Below are 19,992 nucleotides of genomic sequence, written 5' to 3'. Positions count from 1 at the left end.
TCAGCCTTGTCGGTCAATCCGACCAAAGGCTGGTACGTCCTTGTCTCTCTGGCTGCTGAACAATGATCACAACAAGCCTGCGCTGAAGAACATGGAACCTCTGGGCCAGCCACAGGCCCACCCTGCGTTCTACTGACTGGAATCGATCAATGTTCAAGAAAGCTGGCAAGACCTTGCTGGGTCTGGCTGTCGCGGCGAGCGTCATGCAAGCGCATGCTGCCGACACCAAGAAAGTCGACGTGCTGCTGGTTGGCGGCGGTATCATGAGTTCCACCCTGGCGGTCTGGCTCAACGAGCTGGAGCCGACCTGGTCGATGGAAATGGTCGAGCGCCTGGACGGCGTCGCCGAAGAAAGCTCCAACGGCTGGAACAACGCCGGTACCGGCCACTCCGCGCTGGCCGAGCTGAACTACACCCCGGAAGACAAAGACGGCAACGTCAACATCACCAAGGCCATCGAGATCAACGAGTCGTTCCAGATCTCCCGCCAGTTCTGGGCCTGGCAAGTACGCCAGGGCGTGCTGAAGAACCCGCACTCGTTCATCAACACCACCCCGCACATGAGCTTCGTCTGGGGCGATGACAACATCAAGTTCCTGAAGAAGCGCTACGACGCCCTGCAGGCCAGCCCGCTGTTCCGTCCGATGCAGTACTCCGAGGACCACGCGCAGATCGCCAAGTGGGTCCCGCTGATGATGGAAGGCCGTGACCCGAACCAGAAGCTGGCGGTCACCTGGACGCCGATCGGCACCGACGTCAACTTCGGCGAAATCACCCGCCAGTTCGTTGGCAGCCTGCAGACCAAAGAGAACTTCGACCTGAAGCTCTCCACCGAAGTGCAGGACATCACCCGCAACGAAGACGGCTCCTGGCACGTCGAGTACAAGAACCTGAAGGACGGTACCGAATCGGCCACCGACGCCAAGTTCCTGTTCATCGGTGCCGGCGGTGGCGCGCTGAAGCTGCTGCAGAAGTCGGGCATCCCGGAAGCCAAGGAATACGCCGGCTTCCCGGTTGGCGGCTCGTTCCTGGTAACCGAGAACCCGACCGTTGCCATGCAGCACATGGCCAAGGCCTACGGCATCGCCTCGACCGGCGCGCCACCCATGTCGGTTCCACACCTGGACACCCGCGTGCTGGACGGCAAGCGCGTGATCCTGTTCGGGCCATTCGCCACCTTCTCGACCAAGTTCCTGAAGAACGGCTCGTACCTGGACCTGCTGAGCAGCACCACCACCCACAACGTCTGGCCGATGGCGCGCGTGGGTATCGACCAGTACCCGCTGGTCGAGTACCTCGCCGGTCAGCTGATGCAGTCTGACGACGACCGTTTCGCCGCGCTGCAAACCTACTTCCCGAACGCCAAGAAGGAAGACTGGAAGCTGTGGCAGGCCGGTCAGCGCGTGCAGATCATCAAGCGTGACGAAGAGAAGGGCGGCGTGCTGAAGCTGGGCACCGAAGTGGTCGCGTCCCAGGACCGCACCATCGCCGGCCTGCTGGGCGCCTCGCCAGGTGCCTCGACCGCCGCGCCGATCATGCTCAACGTGCTGGAAACCGTGTTCAAGGAGAAGGTCGCCACCCCAGAGTGGCAGGCCAAGATCAAGGAGATCGTCCCAAGCTACGGTACCAAGCTGAACGCATCGGCCGCTGCCACCCAGAAAGAGTGGGACTACACCGCCGAAGTGCTGCAGCTGGAGAAGCCGCCAGTGCTCGACCAGAGCGTCAAGACTGGCGTTGCCCCGGCCGCACCGGTCGAGAGCAAGCCTGCCAACGACATGGCGCTGTAAGGCCTGAATGCTTGCCGGGCTTGCCCGGCAACATCGACCACGAGGATCGCCCCTGGCGGCCTCGTGGTTTTTTTGCGCCTGCGTATTGCATGAGCGTTGTCGGAGCCGGGTTGCTGGCGAACATCAGCATTGCCAGTGCCATCGACCGCCTTGCCTGTTCGCCAGCAAGGCTGGTTCCTACACGCCTAGCGCTGTTCGAGGATTTTTGCCAGCAGCCCAGGGAAGCGTCCGTCCAGGGCTTCTCTGCGCAGCGAGTTCATATGCGTGGTGCCGACATTGCGGGTGTGGACCAAGCCGGAATCGCGCAACACGCGAAAATGATGGGACATGCTCGACTTAGGGCGGCCGCCGTCCAGCTCGCCGCAACTGGCTTCGGCGACGCTGGCCAGGTAGCGCACGATTTGCAGGCGTAGTGGATCGCTCAGGGCGTACAGCAGGCGCTCCAGCGTCAGGTCTTCAGGGTTGGGGTGGGTATAGGCTCGCATGGCACACATGATAGCGGGGGTTTCACAAAATACCAAAGTTCGAATATGATCGAACAATCGTATCCCGTCCCCTGGAGTCTCGCCATGGCCGCATTGTTCGAACCCTACACCCTCAAAGACCTCAACCTGCGCAACCGCATCGCCATTCCACCGATGTGCCAATACATGGCCGAGGACGGCCTGATCAATGACTGGCACCAGGTGCATTACGCGGGCCTGGCCCGTGGTGGCGCCGGCCTGGTGGTGGTCGAGGCCACCGCGGTGTCGCCGGAAGGGCGCATCACCCCCGGTTGCGCCGGTATCTGGAACGATGCCCAGGCCCAGGCGTTCGTGCCGGTGGTCAAGGCAATCAAGGCCGCCGGCTCGGTGCCGGGCATCCAGATCGCCCACGCCGGGCGCAAGGCCAGCGCCAACCGCCCCTGGGAAGGTGACGACCACATCGCCGCCGACGATGCCCGCGGCTGGGACATCATTGCCCCCTCCGCCATCGCCTTCGGCGCCCACCTGCCGAAAGTGCCGAAGGCCATGACCCTGGACGATATCGCCCGGGTCAAGCAGGACTTCGTCGATGCCGCACGGCGTGCCCGCGATGCCGGTTTCCAATGGATCGAGCTGCACTTTGCCCACGGCTATCTGGGCCAGAGCTTCTTCTCCGAGCATTCCAACCAGCGCACCGATGCCTACGGCGGCAGCTTCGACAACCGCACGCGCTTCCTTTTGGAAACCCTGGCCGCCGTGCGCGAGGTATGGCCGGAGAACCTGCCGCTGACCGCTCGCTTCGGCGTGCTGGAGTATGACGGCCGTGACGAGCAGACCTTGCAGGAGTCCATCGAACTGGCCCGCCGATTCAAGGCCGGTGGCCTGGACCTGCTGAGCGTTAGCGTTGGCTTCACCATCGCCGAGACCAATATCCCGTGGGGCCCCGCGTTCATGGGGCCGATCGCCGAGCGGGTGCGCCGTGAAGCGAAGTTGCCGGTAACCTCGGCCTGGGGCTTCGGCACCCCGGAGCTGGCTGAAGGGGCGTTGCAGGCCAACCAGCTGGACCTGGTGTCGGTGGGGCGTGCGCACCTGGCTGACCCGCACTGGCCGTATGCCGCCGCCAAGGCCCTGGGCGTGGACAAGGCCTCGTGGACCTTGCCAGCACCTTATGCGCACTGGCTCGAGCGCTATCGCTGAGTAAGGCAGGGGCCGCCACGCGGCCCCCGTTTCAAAACCGGCTCAATCGATAGGCGCTGATTTGCGGGCAGTCTTCGCCATTTACCAAGCGCCCCATCCATTGCGCCGTCACTGCCGCCTGGGTCAACCCCAAATGCTGGTGCCCGAACGCCAGCAACACCTTGCCATCGGCCACCCGGTCGATCACCGGCAGCGAATCCGGCAACGAAGGCCGGAACCCCATCCACGGCGTCGCCCCCTCGGCATCCAGCTCACGCCGGAACAAACCCTTGCTCAACCTGTGCAGCTGCCACGCCCGTTGCATGCTCGGCGGCGCCGCGAGCCCGGCGAACTCCACCGTGCCGGCCAGGCGCAGGCCGTCGGCCATGGGCGTCATGATGAACTTGCGCTCCAGCGAGGTGACGGCAAACGGCAGGCGCCGCTGCTCCGCCGGTAGCATCAGGTGATAGCCGCGCTCGGTATCCAGGGGCACCCGCCGGCCGGTCAGGGTGGCGGTGAGCTTGGCCGAGTGGGCGCCAGCGCTGATCAACACCTGGCTGGCCTCGACGGGGCCCTGGTCGCTGGCAAGGCTGACGCCCTGGCCATGCACCCGGCCGCCACTGACCTCGGCGCGCAGAAAGCGTACGCCGCTGGCCCTGGCGGCGCTGAACAGTTCGCAGACCACTTGATAGGGGTCGAGGAAGTGACCGGTACGCGGGAAGAACAAGCCACCCAGGATCGACGGGCTCAACTGCGGCGCCGCTTCGCTCACTGCCTCTGCCGACCACAGGTCCACGGGTACGCCCTGTGCCTGCATGCGGGCGCGTAACGCCGCGAGGGCCTGGCGCGACTCATGGCGTTCGAACACCAGCAGCGACCCGTCTTCCTTGAGCAAGGGGCTACGGTCGATGGATGCGAGCAGCCGTTGCCAGGCGCCAAGGCTGTTTTCATTCAACGCCCGAATGCCCGCCACGCTGCGCTGGAACGGCGCCGGACGCAGGTTCAGCAGTAGCCGGGTGAACCAGGGCAGGGCGCGCGGCAGGTACTTCCAGTCCAGGCGCAGCGGGCCCATCGGGTCCAGCAGCATGGATGGCAGGCGCTTGAGGATCGACAGGTCGGCGATGGGAAACACCTGCTCGGTGGCCAGGTGCCCGGCGTTGCCATACGAAGCGCCGTGGCCCGGTGCCTGGCGATCGATCAGCAGCACCCGGCGGCCCTGGCGTGCCAGCTGCAGGGCGCAGGCGACGCCGACGATGCCGGCGCCGACCACGGCGATGTCCGTGTCAGTGGCGGTCATGGTTCAGGCTTCCCGCAGGCCATCGAGCAGCCGCCGCAGGTGCAGCGGATTGGCCTGCTGCAATGCGCCGGGCAGCAGGGTGTCGGGGAAGTCCTGGTAGCACACCGGGCGCAGGAAGCGCAGGATCGCCGCAGTGCCCACCGAGGTACCGCGGGCGTCCGAGGTGGCCGGGAACGGGCCGCCATGGACCATGGCGTCGCTGACCTCGACCCCGGTCGGCCAGCCATTGACCAGGATCCGCCCGGCCTTGCGTTCGAGGGTCGGCAGCAGGCGGCGGGCGCTGTGCAGATCGGCCTCGTCCAGGTGCAGGGTGGCGGTCAGTTGGCCTTCCAGATGTTCGGCCACCTGGCGGATTTGCTCATCGTTGTCGCATGCCAGCACCAGCGAGGCGGCGCCGAACACTTCGGCTTGCAGCGTCGGGTCGGCAAGAAACGCCTGCGCGTTGGTGACGAATAGCTGAGCCTGGCACTGGTTCGGCCCCTGCGCCGGCAGGCCGCTCGCCGCGCAGCGGGCGTTTTGGTTTTCGCTCAGTGCTGCCACGCCGTCAGCATAGGCATTGGCGATACCTGGGGTGAGCATGGTCTGCGCCGCCGCTTGGCCAACATGGGCGCTGGCGGCAACCAGGAAGCGCTCGAGGGCCGGGCCCTGTTGGGCGACCAGCAGCCCGGGATTGGTGCAGAACTGGCCGGCGCCTTGGGTCAGCGAAGTGACAAAGCCTTGCGCCAGGGCTTCACCGCGCGAGCGCAAGGCGCCATCGAACAGGAACACCGGGTTGATAGCGCTCATTTCGGCATAGACCGGAATCGGCTCTGGGCGCGCCTGGGCCGCCTGGCAAAGGGCGAGGCCACCGCTGCGTGAACCGGTGAAACCGACCGCCTTGATGCGTGGATCGGTGACCAGGCCGATGCCCACTTCATGGCCTGCGCCGTATAGCAGGGAAAACACGCCTTCGGGCAGTTCGCACTGCGCGACCGCCCGGGCCACGGCCTGGCCAACCAGCTCGCTGGTGCCGGGGTGGGCGCCGTGGGCCTTGACCACCACCGGGCAGCCGGCGGCCAGTGCCGAGGCGGTGTCGCCGCCGGCCACCGAGAAGGCCAGGGGGAAGTTGCTGGCACCGAACACCGCCACCGGGCCCAGGGCCACCTGGCGTTGGCGCAGGTCGGGGCGGGCCAGGGGCTGGCGCTCGGGCAGGGCATTGTCCACGCGCACATCCAGCCACTCACCGGCGCGTACCACCCGGGCGAAGGTGCGCAGCTGGGCGCAGGTGCGGCCACGCTCACCCAGCAGGCGGGCCTTGGGCAGGCCGGTCTCGGCGTGGGCGCGGTCGATCAGCGCATCGCCCAGGGCTTCGATCTGTTCGGCGATGGTTTCGAGAAAACCGGCGCGTTGTTCGAGGGGCGTTTCGCGGTAGGCATCGAATGCCGCCCAGGCCAGGGCGCAGGCTTGGGCCACCTGTTCGCCGCTGGCGCCGGTATAGGCGGGTTCCAGGGCCTGGTTGTTGCCCGGGTCGATGGCGCGGATCGCTTCGCGGTTGCCGGGCACGGCACGCTGGCCGATCAGCAGGTTGCCTGTCAGGGTCATGGGGCGTCCTTTGGGATTGAGTTCGGGAGAAAGCGGGCCGCTGTGCGGCCCATCGCTGGCAAGCCGGCTCCCACAGGTACTGCGCAAGGCTTGAGGCTTGTGGGCGCTGGCTTGCTGGCGATGGGGGCGAAGCAGCTCCTGGAGTCAGGCCTGGTTCTGCTCGGCCGACCAGCTGGCGTACCAGCTGCGGAACAGCGCGTACTGCTGCTCGGCATAGTTGCGCTGGGCGTCGCTGAGGGCATCGGTTTCGTTGAAGTGCAGGCGGTACTCGGTGTCGCCGTTGAGCACCATCAGGTGCTTGTAGTACAGCACCAGGTCGCAGCCTTCATCGAACGATGACAGTACCGCCAGCGCCGACTCCAGCTCACGTGCCTGACGCCGGGCCTTGGCATCGCCCTTGGCGGCGCGCTTGCTCAGGCTGACCAGTTGCAGCACCTCGCGCGGCAGGGCGTTGCCGATACCGGTGATGGCGCCGGTGGCGTTGCAGTTGACGAAACCGTGCACCACTTGCGTGTCGACGCCGACCATCAAGGTCACGGCATCATCCTGGGAGGTGATGTGTTCGGCGGCGTAGCGCAGGTCGGCGCCACCGCCGAACTCCTTGAAGCCGATCAGGTTCGGGTACTCGCGGCGCAGTTCGAAGAACAGGTCGGCGCGGGTGGCGAAGCCGTAGTAGGGGCTGTTGTAGATCACCGCCGGCAGCTTCGGCGCGGCGGCGAGGATTGCCGAGAAGTGGTGCTTCTGGGCGATCAGCGAGGCGCCGCGGGACAGCACGCGGGGGATGACCATCAGGCCGGCGGCACCAACCTTGGCGGCGTGGGCGGCATGGGATACGGCTTCGCGGGTGTTCACCGCGCCGGTGCCGACGATGGTCGGGATGCCGGCGGCCACCAGGCGCGCCACGCCTTCCTGGCGCTCGGCTTCGGTCAGCAGCGGCCAGTCGCCCATCGAGCCGCAGTACACCACCGCGCTCATGCCGGCGTCGATCAGTTCGCGGCCCTTGCGCACCAGGGCGTCGAAGTCCGGCTTGCGCTCGGCGGTGCAGGGGGTCATCAGGGCGGGCATGGTGCCGGTGAAGATGTTGTCGGTCATTGTTGTCACTCCTGGCGGTATTCAGTGGGAAATGAACGGGGTCAGATGCCCCAGGCGAAGGGATCCTGTTCGTCGATCAGCAGGCTGCTGTCGGCGGTCATGTGGGCGCGGCCGGTGATGAACGGGCGAATGCGTTCGCCGTCGCGTTCGTAGCGGCCCTGGAATTGGCTGCCGGTGATGCTGGCCTGGACCCAGGTCTGGCCTTCGGCGAGCTTGCCATCGGCGGCCAGGCACGCCAGCTTGGCGCTGGTGCCGGTGCCGCAGGGCGAGCGGTCGTAGGCCTTGCCGGGGCACATGACGAAGTTGCGGCTGTTGGCGTTGGCGTCGTCGGCGAACAGCTCGACATGGTCGATCGGGGCGCCGTCCTCGCCGCTGATGCCTTGTGCTTCGAGGGCCTTGAGCAGGGCCCAGGTGTAGTCGGTGAGGGCTTCGCGGTTGTCCAGCTCGATCCGCTGGCCGTGGTCGGAGACCAGGAAGAACCAGTTGCCGCCCCAGGCGATGTCGCCATGCACCTGGCCATGCCCAGGCACTTGCACCGCTACCTGCCGGCGGTAGCGATAGGACGGCACGTTGCCGACAGTGACGGAGCCGTCGCCATGCAAGGTGGCGCTGACCTGGCCGACCGGTGTATCGATCTTGTGCACGCCAGGCTCGATCAGGCCGAGGTGGCGCAGCGAAGCAACCAGGCCGATGGTGCCGTGACCGCACATGTTCAGGTAGCCGGCGTTGTTGAAGAAGATCACCCCGCAGGTGGCATCCGCAGACACCGCAGGGCAGTACAGCGCGCCCACCAGCACATCGTTGCCGCGCGGCTCCAGCAGGCAGGCGCGGCGCCAGTGGTCGTGCAGCTCGCGCAGTTCGTCGCGCTGCTCGGCCATGCTGTGGCCGTGCAGTGGCGGGAAGCCCTTCATCACCAGGCGGGTCGGTTCGCCGCCGGTGTGGGAGTCGATGACATGAACCTGTTTCATCAGCGTGTCCATTGTGTAGAGGGTCAGGAGGCGACAGCGGCGGGTTGCCCGTCGGCATGGGTTTCGCTGCTGGCTTCGCTTTCGTCGTCGCCATCGAGGCGCACCAGCCGCGCCGGCACGCCGGTGGCGGCGCCCCAGTAGTAGATGCCCAGGGCACTGGCAGCCACGACCACGGTATCCAGCGGGTGGCCGATCACGCCCAGGCCACCGAAGCTGCCCAGCCAGGAGAGGAAAATGGTCACGGCGTAGAAGCCGATCAGCCAGGCCGACGAGCGCACCTGCTGGCCCAGTGACAGGTGTTCGGTAGGCACGAAGCGGCGGCACAGCAGGTACAGCACGAACATCACGATCTGTAGCGCCAGCAGCCAGGACACGGTGTTCCAGCCCGACCAGTAGACGATCAGCGCGGCGATGATGAACGACAGCGGGCCGAGCACGCCCATGCCCTTGACCCGGAACGGCCGGGCCATGTCCGGGGCGCTGCGGCGCAGGGCGGCCACGGACACCGGGGCTACGGCGTAGCTCAGCACCAGCGCGGCGGAGACCACGTTGATCAGCGCCTCCCACGACGGGAACGGCAGGGTCCAGAACACCGCCAGGGCGAAGGTCAGCCACAGCGCCGGGCGCGGGATGCCGGATTGCTCGTCGATGCGGGTGAAGTACTTGAAGAAGGTGCCGGTCTGCGCCCAGCCGTAGATCACTCGCGGGGTGGCGTTCATGTAGATGTTGCCGCAGCCGCTGGGCGAGATCACCGCGTCGGCCACCACCAGGTAGGCCAGCCAGCCGACGCCCAGGGCCAGGGCGATGTCACGGTAGGGCAGGGCCAGTTCCTTGGTCACCCCGGCCCAGCCGTTGGCAATCATCTCGGTCGGCACGCTGCCGAGGAACGCCAGTTGCAGCAGGGCATAGATCGCGGTGGACAGCAGCACCGAGAGAATCAGCGCGATGGGGATGGTGCGCTGCGGGTTCTTCACCTCGCTGGCCACCGAGATGATCGGGGTCAGGCCCAGGTAGGCGAAGATGATGCCGCCGGCCGACACCGCCATCTCCACCCCGGACAGGCCGAACGGGGCGAAGCCCTGGACCTCGAAGTTCTCCGGTTTGAAGAAGGTGAACAGCACGCCGATCACCAGCAGCGGCACGATGAACTTGAACACGCTGACCAGGTTGTTGGCCTTGGCGAAGGTCTTCACGCTGCGGTAGTTGAGCACGAAGAACAGCCCGAGCAGGGCGAACTGCACCAGCCAGCCGAGCACCGTCGGGTCGCTGGAGCCGCTCTTGGTCAAGGCCGGGAACCAGGCCGCGGCGTACTGGCGCGAGGCGACCACCTCGATGGCGATCAGGCTGGAGAAGGCGATCAGGGTGATGAAGCCCATCAGGTAGCCAAGCAGCGGGCCGTGGGAGTACACCGGGTAGCGCACCACGCCGCCGGCCCGTGGCAGGGCGGCGCCGAGCTCACAGTAGACGATGCCCAGCAGCAGCACGGCGAAACCGCCGAGGAACCAGGAGAGGATGCCGGCCGGGCCGGCGATGGCCGAGACGTGGCTGGCGGCGAACAGCCAGCCCGAGCCGAAGATGGCGCCGAGGCCGATGAAGGTGAGGTCCAGCAATGACAGCTGTTTCTTGAATTTGCCTGACATGGGTGCGCCTTCTTGTAGGTTTTGGATAGGCAGGTCTGATGTCACGATGTGGCGGCATATGCCGCGTTCTTGTAGGTCATGGGGCGGCTTGCGTAGGGCATAGAGTGGACCGATCGGGGGCTCGGTTCTTGATGGTTTTCTGCAGAGTGAGTGACGAAATCAGCACAATTGGCAAAAAGCGGTGGCGGGGTGGAAGTGCCCAGAGATAGGCTGAAAGCCATAATGGACAGGGGTTTGGTGAAGTGGTGTCAGCTGCAATCACCGCCCCCTGTAGGAGCGGCCTTGTGTCGCGAAAGGGCCGCAGAGCGGCCCCGGCAATTTTGCATGAAGGCACAGATCCCGGGGCTGCTGCGCAGCCCTTTCGCGACACAAGGCCGCTCCTACAATGAGCCGACAGATGACCGACAACCCCCTGGCAACCCTCGACCAGCACCGCCCTGCCACCCTCGAGGCGCTGCTGGCCGGTGTGTCGCTGCTGCTGCCGATCCTTGACGCCATCCCCAACGCCGCAATCTTCATCAAGGACCCGGCCGCACGCTACGTGTTGGCTAACAACACTCTGGTCCAGCGCTGCGGCCTAAAACGCCTGCAACCGCTGCTGGGCAAGACCAGCGCCGAAGTGTTTCCGGCACAGCTGGGCCCCGGCTATACCGAGCAGGACCGTCGTGTGCTCAAGGAAGGGCTGGTACTTGAAGACCAGCTCGAGCTGCACCTGTACGGCAGCCGCGAGCCCGGTTGGTGCCTGACCCACAAGCGCCCGCTGTACAACCAGCTGGGCGAAATCATCGGCCTGGTCGGCATCTCGGTCGACCTGCAGTCAGCCGCCGACAGCCACCCCGCCTACCAGCGCCTGGCGGCGGTGGACGAACACATCCGTCAGCACTTCCACCAACCGATCAGCCTCGGTGAACTGACCCGCATCGCTGGCATCTCGGTGGCGCAACTGGAGCGCTATTGCAAGAAAGTGTTCCACCTCACGCCGCGGCAGATGATCCACAAGGCGCGCCTGGAGCACGCCCATCACCTGCTACACAGCGACCTGCCGATCATCGAGGTCGCCCTGCGCTGCGGCTACACCGACCACAGCGCTTTCAGCCGGCAGTTCAAGCAACTGACCGGCTTCAGCCCGCGGCAGTATCGGCAGGCGACGGCTCAGGAAGGTTGAAACAGGGCTTTTGCCTCGTCGAAACACTGCTCGGCGATTGCCGAACGGGGTTCGCTGCGGCGCAGCAGCAGGCCGATCGGGCTATGGATGCTGGCTTCCTGCACGGGGATGATGCGCATGTGCTGGCTCAATTCCTCCAGCCCGCAATCGAGCGGCATGATCGCGCAGCACACACCGGTATTGATCGCCTGGATCAGTTGGAAGGTCGAGTCGCTCTCGAGCACGGCGTTGGGTTCCAGGCCCCGGCTACGGAAGCTCAGGTCCAGCGACTGGCGGTAGTGCATGCCCTTGCTCAGCAGGCCCAGCGGCAGCTCGCCGAGGTCGTCCCAGCGTAGGGCATCGGCCTCGAACTGGAAATGCCGGGTGTCGTGCAACAGGCCCATGGTGGTGGTGCTTAGCTCGATCACCTCGAAGAAACTGGTGTTGACCTGGTCGAGGTAACAGATGCCCAGGTCGAGCTGGTTGCGGCTCAGGCCGTCGATGACCTGTTCGGAGCTCAGCGACGACAGTTGGAAGTGCAGCTCGGGGTATTTTTCACGCAGCGGCATCAGCAACGCCATCGGGTTGAAGCTGGCCAGCGGCACGGTACCCAGGCGCAGGCTGCCGACCACCTGGCCGCGGCAACTGGCGGCCTCGGCCTGCAGGCCGTCGTGGGCGGCGAGCAAGGTGCGGGCCCAGGCCAGGATGCGCTCGCCAGCTTCGGTGAAACCTTCGAAGCGCTGGCCACGCTTGACCAGCACCAGGTCGAGCTCATCCTCGAGGTTGCGCAGGCGCATGGACAGGGTCGGCTGGGTGATATGGCACAGCGCCGCGGCCTGGCCGAAGTGGCGGGTCTGGTCGAGGGCGATGAGGAACTTGAGCTGTTTGATGTCCATGGGGCGGCCTGGGTTGCGGGGTGTGATGACCTTAACCAACAGTGAAGCATCTGGCTAATCATTGATGACAAAATCGCCGGCCCGGCGCGGATTGCACCTGTCCTTGTCAGCAAGGCCAGCGTCTGCGCAGGTCATGGTGCAGGGGCGGGCTGCTCGACGACGACAGGCTCCTGTAAGCGCCGGAACCAGGTCGACAGCAGCGCCCCGGATAGGTTGTGCCACACGCTGAACAACGCACTGGGCACTGCCGCCAGTGGCGAGAAATGCGCCGCCGCCAGCGCCGCGCCCAGCCCCGAGTTCTGCATGCCCACCTCCAGCGCCAGCGACTTGCGCTGGGCCAGCGGCAAGTTGCACAACTTGCCGGTGAGGTAGCCCAACAGGAAGCCGAAGCTGTTGTGCAGGATCACCACGGCCATGATCAATAGCCCCGACTCGGCGATCTTCGCCTGGCTGGCCGCCACCACCGCGCAGACGATCATCACGATGCTCACCACCGACACCAGCGGCAGTACCTGCACCGCCAGATGCACCCGGGCGCCAAGCAGGCGCTGGGCGAGCACGCCGAGCACGATCGGCAGCATCACCAGCTGCAGGATCGACCAGAACATGTCCATGAACGAAACCGGCAGCCAGGCCGAGGCCAGCAACCAGATCAGCGCCGGGGTCAGCAGTGGCGCGAGCAGGGTGGTCACCGCGGCGATCGCCACCGCCAGCGCCAGGTCGCCGCGGGACAGCCAGACCATCACGTTGGACGCCGTGCCGCTTGGGCAGCAGCCGACCAGGATCACGCCGACGGCGATCCGCGCTGGCAGCTGGAACAACTGGCACAGCAACCAGGCCATGCCCGGCATGATCACGAAGTGCGCCACCACCCCTAGCGCCACCCGCCAGGGTTGGCGGGCGACGGCGGCGAAATCGTCGAGCTTGAGGGTCAGGCCCATGCCGAACATCACCAGGCCCAACAAGGGCACGATGGCCACCTTCAGCGCGATGAACCACTGCGGCATGACGAAGGCCAGGCAGGCGAACAGCAGCACCCACAAGGCGAAGGTATTGCCGACGAAGCGGCTGAGAGCGGCGAGGGCACGCATGGGCAGGTCCTTGTTCTATTTGTATGTAGGAGCCGGCCAGGCTCCTACGGGAAGCGCCCCAGTAATCAGACCCCCTGCGGGATCTCTTCGCCACCCAGGGCCTCGAACAGCAGCGGGAGGAACTCGGTGAAGGTCATCATCATCAGGGTGAAGCTGGCGTCGAACTGCTGTTGCGCTTCGTCGCCACCGTCCTGTTCGGCCTGCTCCTGCAGCAGCTCCTCGAACTTCAGGCGCTTGATCACCATCTTGTCGTCGAGTACGAACGACAGTTTGTCCTGCCAGGCCAGGGCCAACTGGGTGACCACCTTGCCGGTGCTCAGGTGCAGCTGGATTTCCTCGCCGGTCAGGTCCTGGCGCTTGCAGCGCACGATGCCGCCGTCTTCGGCGGTGTCACGCAGTTCGCATTCGTCGAGTACATAGAAGCCCTCGGCGGCCTGCTGCGACTTGACCCAGTCGGTCATGGTCGCGCTCGGCGCGATCTTCACCGTGGCCGGGCGCACTGGCAGCGAGCCGATCACTTCACGCAGGGTCGACAGCAGGTCTTCGGCGCGCTTGGCGCTGGCCGAGTTGACCAGGATCATGCCCAGGCGCGGGGCGATGGCGGCGAAGATCATCGAGCGGCGGATGAACGCACGCGGCAGGAATGCCTGGATGATCTCGTCCTTGATCTGGTCGCGCTCCTTCTTGTAGACCTTGCGCATCTGCTCGGTCTCGATTTCCTCGACCTTCTCCTTGACCGCATCGTTGACCACGCTGCTGGGCAGGATACGTTCTTCCTTACGGGCGGCGATCAGCATGAACTCGCCGCTGACGTGCACCAGCGGCGCGTCAGCGCCCTTGCCGAACGGTGCGACGAAACCGTAGGTGGTCAGTTCCTGGCTGGCGCAGGGGCGGGCCGGCTTGCTGGCCAGGGCGGTTTCCAGGGCTTGCGCCTCGAACGGTACTTCCTGGGTCAGGCGATAGGACAGCAGGTTCTTGAACCACATGAGGGGGGATCTCTCCTTAATACATAAGGCGGGCATTATTCTCCGAGCGGCGGTTGAAGGCCAACCCTGTCATACGGCCAGCACCTTATAGAGAGGAAGAAACACCCGGCATTGCTAGGTCTTTGAAAGGCCTGAGAATTTTTTTTAAAAAAGTTTAAAAAAGTGCTTGCCAGGGTGGCAGGCCCTCCGTAGAATGCGCGCCACACCGAGACGAAGGGTGATTAGCTCAGCCGGGAGAGCATCTGCCTTACAAGCAGAGGGTCGGCGGTTCGATCCCGTCATCACCCACCACTCGATGTATAGCGCGGCGGTAGTTCAGTCGGTTAGAATACCGGCCTGTCACGCCGGGGGTCGCGGGTTCGAGTCCCGTCCGCCGCGCCATATTTAGCTTCCAGGGCCCACTGAACACCCGGAAGCAACAGAGAAAGCGACCTTAGGGTCGCTTTTTTTGTGTCTGCTGTTTCTGCAGGCTGTCTTGGGGGCTGATGCCAAGACATCCAAGCCGGCAGCCCCCCAGACACTCTCTCTCAGGGCTTCGCGCCCAGCCGCTCTTCCTCGCGCAACGTCAGCACCTCATAGCCGGTTTCGGTCACCGCCACGGTGTGCTCCCACTGTGCCGACAAGCTGTGGTCGCGGGTGATCACCGTCCAGCCATCGCGCAGGCCACGGGTACCGCGCCCACCTTGGTTGATCATCGGCTCGATGGTGAACACCATGCCCGCTTGCAATGCCAGGCCCATGCCCCGTTGCCCGTAGTGCAGCACCTCGGGCGCTTCGTGCATCTGGGTGCCGATGCCATGCCCGCAGTATTCGCGCACCACGCTGTAGCCCGCCGCCTCGGCATGGGTCTGGATGGCATGGCCGATATCGCCCAGGGTGGCGCCAGGGCGAACCTGTTCGATGCCTTTCCATAAGGCCGCGTAGGTGGTGTCGACCAGCCGCCGGGCCTGGTCGTCGATCTGGCCGATGGCGTACATTTTCGACGAGTCGGCGATATAGCCACCCTGTTCAAGGGTGATGTCGACATTGACGATGGAGCCTTCACCCAGCACCTCGTCGGCCTTGGGCATGCCGTGGCAGACCACATGGTCCACCGAGGTGTTCAGCGCGTAGGGAAAGCCGTACTGGCCCTTGCTCGCAGGGCGTGCCTTGAGGCGCTCGATGATGAAGGCTTCGGCGCGATCGTTGATCTGCATCGTGGTCACGCCGGGGCGGATGAAACCGTCGAGGTCGGCGAACACCTGTGCCAGCAACTGGCCGGCGCGGCGCATCAGCGCCAGTTGCGCGGCGTCCTTGAGGATGACCTGGCTCATCGCAGCAATTCCTTGAGGTTGGCTTGCTCCTGGCGCAGCAGCTGGCGCAGCAGTTCCTGGTAGGTGGCTTGCGGGTGCAGCTCGGCGAGCATGCCGAGGCGGATCCAGTGTTCGGCCTGGGCGTTGATCGAGCGCGACAAGGCGGCGCTGGCCACGCGCAGGTCTTCGTGGAGGTCGTCGGCGATCTTGACGATGCCCATGGTGCTTTACCTGTTTATATGAAACGTATGCGAATCATATAGTCGTGGCGCTGTTCATGCCACCCGCTGGTGCAGCGCTCCCTGCCGTGGTGCACGCGCAGTCGCCGGGGCAGCGCGCTGCTGGCGTGGTTGCGGCGTGATCAAGAGATGGCCCGGCTTTTGCTGAATGTCCTGGATACGGGCCATCAACGTCGATGGCCCATTTCATCACGACGAAGGCGCCGTGTTGCCCTGCTTGCGATCAGCCAAGCGGGAGCAGCCGGCGCCTTTGTCGTTCGTGCAGGAGAACACCCATGAGCAGCAGCGAGGTGCGCAGTGTCTGCCCGTATTGCGGGGTCGGGTGCGGTATCGTCATGAGCGTCAGCGCCGGCAAGGTGACCAAGGTCAGCGGCGACAAACAGCACCCGAGCAATTTTGGCCGGTTGTGCACCAAGGGCCTGACTGCCCACATCCCGCTGGCCAGCGGACGCATGGCCCAGGCCTTCGTGCGCCGCGAGCGCAGCCAGGAGCCGGTGCGCAGCAGCCTCGACCAGGCCATCGCCGAGGCGGCGCGGCGGCTGCGCGAGATCATCGACAACCATGGCGCCGATGCGCTGGCGCTGTATGTCTCCGGGCAGATGTCGCTGGAAGCCCAGTACCTGGCCAACAAGCTGGCCAAGGGCTTTATCCGCACCCGCCACATCGAGTCCAACTCGCGGCTGTGCATGGCCAGCGCCGGCAGTGGCTACAAGCAATCGCTGGGTGCCGATGGGCCGCCCGGCAGCTACCAGGATTTCGAGCGGGCCGAGGTGTTCCTGGTGATCGGCGCGAACATGGCCGACTGTCATCCGATCCTGTTCCTGCGCCTGCTCGACCGGCTCAAGGCTGGGGCCAAGCTGATCGTCGTCGACCCACGGCGCACCGCCACCGCCGACAAGGCCGATCTGTTCCTGGCGCTGCGCCCGGGCACCGACCTGGCGCTGCTCAACGGCCTGTTGCACCTGCTGCATGCCAACGGCCACACCGATGCCGGGTTTATCGCCCGGCACACCGAAGGCTGGGAGGCCATGCCGGCCTTTCTCGAGGACTATACCCCCGAGCGGGTCGCCGCCATCACCGGCCTGGACCCCGCCGCGATTCGTGAGGCCGCGCGGCTGATCGGCGAGGCCGGGGCGTGGATGAGCTGCTGGACCATGGGCCTGAACCAAAGCATCCACGGCACCTGGCACAGCAACGCGCTGTGCAACCTGCACCTGGCCACTGGCGCCATCTGCCGGCCTGGCAGTGGCCCGTTCTCGCTGACCGGCCAGCCCAATGCCATGGGCGGGCGCGAGATGGGCTACATGGGCCCGGGGTTGCCCGGGCAACGCTCGGCGCTGGAGGCCGGCGACCGCGCCTTCGTCGAGCGGCAATGGCAGCTGCCGGCTGGCACCCTGCGCAGCGAGGGCGGGGAGGGCACGGTGGCGTTGTTCGAGCAGATGCAGCGTGGCGAGGTGAAGGCCTGCTGGATCATCTGCAGCAACCCGGTGGCCAGCGTCGCCAATCGCCAACAGGTGATCGACGGCCTGCGCCAGGCGCAGTTGGTGATCAGCCAGGATGCTTTCCTCGACACCGAGACCCAGCGTTACGCCGATATCCTCCTGCCGGCGGCTCTATGGGCCGAGGGCGATGGGGTGATGATCAACAGCGAGCGCAACCTGACCCTGGCGCCGCGGGCGGTCGAGCCGCCCGGCGAGAGCCTGGAGGATTGGCGGCTGATCGCCCGGGTGGCCTGTGCCATGGGCTATGCCCAGGCGTTCGACTACCCCGACGCCGAGGCGGTGTACGACGAAATCCGCCGCTTCCACAACCCGGCCAGCGGCTACGACCTGCGCGGTATCGGTTATGCCGACCTGCGCCAGGGGCCGCGGCAATGGCCGAGCGCGCCGGGGCGCGAGGACCACCGCAGCCCGTTGCGCTATGTCAGCGAGGGAACGCTGGTGTTTCCCACGCCCAGCGGCAAGGCGCAATTCTTCGCCCGGCCCTGGTTGCCACCGGCGGAGCTGCCCGACGATGCCTTCCCTTTCGTGCTCAATACCGGCCGGGTGCAGCACCAATGGCATACCCTGACCAAGACCGGCAAGGTGGCGAGCCTGAACAGGCTCGAACCTGGCCCTTTCGTCGAGATCCACCCCAGCGATGCGCTGCGCCTGGGCATTCACGACAAGGACCAGGTGGCGTTGCGTTCGCGCCGTGGCCAGGCACGGCTGCCGGCACGCCTCAGCGATCGGGTGCAGCCCGGCAACTGTTTTGCGCCGTTTCACTGGAACGACCTGTACGGCGAGGGCCTGGCGATCAATGCGCTGACCTGCGACGCGGTCGACCCGACGTCCTTGCAACCGGCCTTCAAGCACTGCGCCGTGGCCCTTGAACGGTTGTCCGGCGAACGTATCGACGCTCTCGACCTTAGCCACCCGGAGCCTGCGACCATGCCCACTGCCACCCTGTCCCGCCTGCTTGGCCTGGAGGCGTTGCCGGCACCGGTGTTGGCCGAAGACGAGCGCCACTACCTGCAAGGCTTCCTGCTTGGCCTTGACCAGGCGCAGCGCCTCGGCGTGCCCAGCCTGCCGCCCGGCGCGCCCTTGGCGCCGGCCCGGCGGCTGTTCGTCGACGGCCTGCTGGCGGGCCTGTTCTACCCGGCGCAGGCTGTGCCGGGGAGCACCGCCGAGGCCCCTCGGCATCATGTGCTGTGGGCGTCGCAGACCGGCAACGGCGAGGGCCTGGCCGAGCGCTGCGCGCAGCGTTTGCGCGAGGCGGGGTTGGCCGTGGCGCTCAGTTGCATGCAGAACATTCACCCGGCACAGCTGCAGGGCGCCGCCAGCCTGGTGCTGATTGCCAGCACCTTCGGCGATGGCGAGGCTCCGGACAGCGGCGCGGCATTCTGGCAGGCGCTGCAGCAAGAGCAGGGCGCTAGCTGCGCCGCCCTGCCGTATGCAGTGCTGGCCCTGGGCGATTCGAGCTATGAGCAGTTCTGCGGTTTCGGCCGCAAGCTCGACCAACGCCTGGCCGACCTCGGTGCCCGGCGCCTGTTGGCGCGGGTCGATTGCGAGCCTGATTGCGAAGCGGCTTTCGCCGCCTGGCTGGATGCCTTGCTGCCGGAACTGGGCGGTAGCGCGCCGGCGCCCGCCGTGGCGCCGCCGCCAACCCGCGTCGGCAAACCCCAGCCCTGGTTGGCGCCGCTGCTGGAGAACCGACTGCTCAATGGCCCGGGCTCGCGCAAGGAGACGCGGCAACTGGTGTTCGACCTGCGCGGCAGCGGCCTGAGCTACCAGCCCGGCGATGCCCTGGGGGTATGGCCGCGCAATTGCCCGGCACTGGTCGATGAACTGTTGGCGTTGATGGCGCTCGATGGCCAGGTCCAGGTTGAGCTCCAGGGCCAGGCGCCGATGGCGCTGCGCACCGCGCTGGAGCGCCACCTGGACATCACCCGGGTCAGCCGGCCGCTGCTCGAGGTGTTCGCCGAGCAGGCCGAGGGCCTGCGCCGTCTGTTGCTGCCTGAGTACAGTGCCGAGCTCAAGGACTGGCTGTGGGGCCGGCAGCTGGCCGATGTCCTGCAAGCGTTCCCCCAGCGTTTGCCCCTGGCCCGCTGGCTGGCGTTGCTCAAACCCTTGCAGCCGCGCCTGTACTCGATCAGCTCCAGCCCCTTGGCCCATCCCGACCAGGTGCACCTGACCGTCGCCACCGTGCGCTACGGGGCGCGCAAGGGCGTGTGCTCGACTTTTCTCGCCGACCGGGCGACGGCCCTGGAGGTGGCGATTTTTCCGCAACCGTCGAAGCACTTTCAGCTACCGCAGGACGATGCCACGCCGATCATCATGATTGGCCCCGGCACCGGTATCGCGCCGTTTCGTGGTTTTCTCGAGGAGCGCGAACAGCGCCGGGCGAGCGGCGGCAATTGGCTGTTCTTCGGCGAGCAGCATGGCGCCTGCGATTTCTATTACCGCGAGCAGTTGCAGGCCTGGGCAGCGAGCGGGCACCTGCGCCTGAGCACGGCGTTCTCCCGCGACCAGGCTGAGAAGGTCTACGTGCAGCAGCGCCTGCTGGCGCACGGCGCCGAGCTGTGGCAGTGGCTCGAGGCGGGGGCGGTGGTCTATGTCTGTGGCGATGCCCAGCGCATGGCCAAGGATGTGGACGCCGCCTTGCGTAAGGTAGTGGCCGAGCACGGTGGCATGGCTGCCGAGGCGGCGCAGGTTTATGTCGAGGGGCTGACGCGGGACAAGCGCTATCGGCGGGATGTGTACTGAGCGCACCAGTGTGGTGAGCGCCGCACCGGGATGGTTCGTTTTGCCGCTGCTGGACGTTACGTGGGCGCGGGCTTGCCCCGCGAAGGAAGGCCGCG

General features: G+C 66.1%; 15 protein-coding genes and 2 tRNA genes. 6 read left to right on the top strand and 11 right to left on the bottom strand.

Features of this window, described 5'->3' with window-relative positions:
* The first annotated feature begins 149 nt into the window (after window positions 1–149).
* Window positions 150–1,787 carry a malate dehydrogenase (quinone) gene (gene mqo / locus E3U47_RS02390; RefSeq protein ID WP_134689367.1) on the top strand — a complete coding sequence of 546 codons (1,638 nt, stop codon included), beginning with the start codon at window positions 150–152 and terminating at the stop codon, window positions 1,785–1,787.
* Window positions 1,788–1,972: 185 nt separating this feature from the next.
* Here mqo and E3U47_RS02385 read toward each other — a convergent pair whose 3' ends face one another.
* On the bottom strand, window positions 1,973–2,308 hold the full coding sequence (locus tag E3U47_RS02385; protein WP_134689586.1) for a helix-turn-helix transcriptional regulator: 336 nt from the start codon (window positions 2,306–2,308) through the stop codon (window positions 1,973–1,975).
* 48 nt (window positions 2,309–2,356) lie between these two features.
* Here E3U47_RS02385 and E3U47_RS02380 point away from each other — a divergent pair, with 48 nt between their 5' ends.
* Window positions 2,357–3,448, top strand: coding sequence for an NADH:flavin oxidoreductase/NADH oxidase (locus tag E3U47_RS02380; RefSeq protein ID WP_134689365.1), 1,092 nt, complete (start codon window positions 2,357–2,359; stop codon window positions 3,446–3,448).
* A 31-nt stretch (window positions 3,449–3,479) separates the two neighbouring features.
* On the opposite strand, the gene E3U47_RS02375 is transcribed toward E3U47_RS02380, so the two are convergent.
* The 5 genes from E3U47_RS02375 to E3U47_RS02355 form a co-directional block, all read right to left on the bottom strand.
* Window positions 3,480–4,724 carry an FAD-binding oxidoreductase gene (locus E3U47_RS02375; protein ID WP_134689363.1) on the bottom strand — a complete coding sequence of 415 codons (1,245 nt, stop codon included), beginning with the start codon at window positions 4,722–4,724 and terminating at the stop codon, window positions 3,480–3,482.
* 3 nt (window positions 4,725–4,727) lie between these two features.
* Entirely contained in the window at window positions 4,728–6,305 is a 1,578-nt protein-coding gene (locus tag E3U47_RS02370; RefSeq protein ID WP_134689361.1) for an aldehyde dehydrogenase (NADP(+)), read from the bottom strand.
* A gap of 144 nt (window positions 6,306–6,449) precedes the next feature.
* On the bottom strand, window positions 6,450–7,397 hold the full coding sequence (locus E3U47_RS02365; protein ID WP_134689359.1) for a dihydrodipicolinate synthase family protein: 948 nt from the start codon (window positions 7,395–7,397) through the stop codon (window positions 6,450–6,452).
* A 41-nt stretch (window positions 7,398–7,438) separates the two neighbouring features.
* Window positions 7,439–8,365: a 4-hydroxyproline epimerase gene (locus E3U47_RS02360; protein WP_134689357.1), complete on the bottom strand. Its 927-nt coding sequence runs from the start codon at window positions 8,363–8,365 to the stop codon at window positions 7,439–7,441.
* 23 nt (window positions 8,366–8,388) lie between these two features.
* Window positions 8,389–10,005, bottom strand: a complete 1,617-nt coding sequence (locus tag E3U47_RS02355; protein WP_134689355.1) for an APC family permease — start codon at window positions 10,003–10,005, stop codon at window positions 8,389–8,391.
* Window positions 10,006–10,402: 397 nt separating this feature from the next.
* On the opposite strand from E3U47_RS02355, the gene E3U47_RS02345 reads away from it, so the two are divergent.
* Window positions 10,403–11,170, top strand: coding sequence for an AraC family transcriptional regulator (locus E3U47_RS02345; RefSeq protein WP_134689351.1), 768 nt, complete (start codon window positions 10,403–10,405; stop codon window positions 11,168–11,170).
* Here the strand turns inward: E3U47_RS02345 and E3U47_RS02340 are convergent.
* The 3 genes from E3U47_RS02340 to rdgC all read right to left on the bottom strand — a co-directional run bounded on the left by E3U47_RS02340 (window position 11,158) and on the right by rdgC (window position 14,122).
* Window positions 11,158–12,045 carry a LysR family transcriptional regulator gene (locus E3U47_RS02340; protein ID WP_134689349.1) on the bottom strand — a complete coding sequence of 296 codons (888 nt, stop codon included), beginning with the start codon at window positions 12,043–12,045 and terminating at the stop codon, window positions 11,158–11,160. The genes E3U47_RS02345 and E3U47_RS02340 overlap by 13 nt on opposite strands.
* Window positions 12,046–12,176: 131 nt before the next feature.
* Window positions 12,177–13,136 carry a bile acid:sodium symporter family protein gene (locus E3U47_RS02335; RefSeq protein WP_134689347.1) on the bottom strand — a complete coding sequence of 320 codons (960 nt, stop codon included), beginning with the start codon at window positions 13,134–13,136 and terminating at the stop codon, window positions 12,177–12,179.
* A 65-nt stretch (window positions 13,137–13,201) separates the two neighbouring features.
* A complete protein-coding gene (gene rdgC / locus E3U47_RS02330; RefSeq protein ID WP_134689345.1) occupies window positions 13,202–14,122 on the bottom strand; it encodes a recombination-associated protein RdgC in 921 nt (306 codons plus the stop codon).
* 215 nt (window positions 14,123–14,337) lie between these two features.
* Here rdgC and E3U47_RS02325 point away from each other — a divergent pair.
* Window positions 14,338–14,413 (top strand) — tRNA-Val (locus tag E3U47_RS02325).
* 13 nt (window positions 14,414–14,426) lie between these two features.
* A tRNA-Asp gene (locus tag E3U47_RS02320) sits at window positions 14,427–14,503 on the top strand.
* A gap of 146 nt (window positions 14,504–14,649) precedes the next feature.
* Here the strand turns inward: E3U47_RS02320 and map are convergent.
* Both map and E3U47_RS02310 read right to left on the bottom strand, forming a co-directional pair.
* Entirely contained in the window at window positions 14,650–15,435 is a 786-nt protein-coding gene (gene map / locus E3U47_RS02315) for a type I methionyl aminopeptidase (protein ID WP_134689343.1), read from the bottom strand.
* Window positions 15,432–15,635, bottom strand: coding sequence for a ParD-like family protein (locus tag E3U47_RS02310; RefSeq protein ID WP_134689341.1), 204 nt, complete (start codon window positions 15,633–15,635; stop codon window positions 15,432–15,434). The genes map and E3U47_RS02310 overlap by 4 nt, the downstream gene beginning before the upstream one ends.
* Before the next feature lie 293 nt (window positions 15,636–15,928).
* On the opposite strand from E3U47_RS02310, the gene E3U47_RS02305 reads away from it, so the two are divergent.
* Window positions 15,929–19,897, top strand: a complete 3,969-nt coding sequence (locus E3U47_RS02305) for a bifunctional nitrate reductase/sulfite reductase flavoprotein subunit alpha (protein WP_134689339.1) — start codon at window positions 15,929–15,931, stop codon at window positions 19,895–19,897.
* Window positions 19,898–19,992 lie beyond the last annotated feature (95 nt).

It is taken from the genome of Pseudomonas sp. RIT623 (genome assembly GCF_004519305.1).
Classification (GTDB): domain Bacteria; phylum Pseudomonadota; class Gammaproteobacteria; order Pseudomonadales; family Pseudomonadaceae; genus Aquipseudomonas.
The sequence above is the reverse complement of the archived record's forward strand: the minus strand, read 5'-3'. Positions and strand labels throughout refer to the sequence as shown.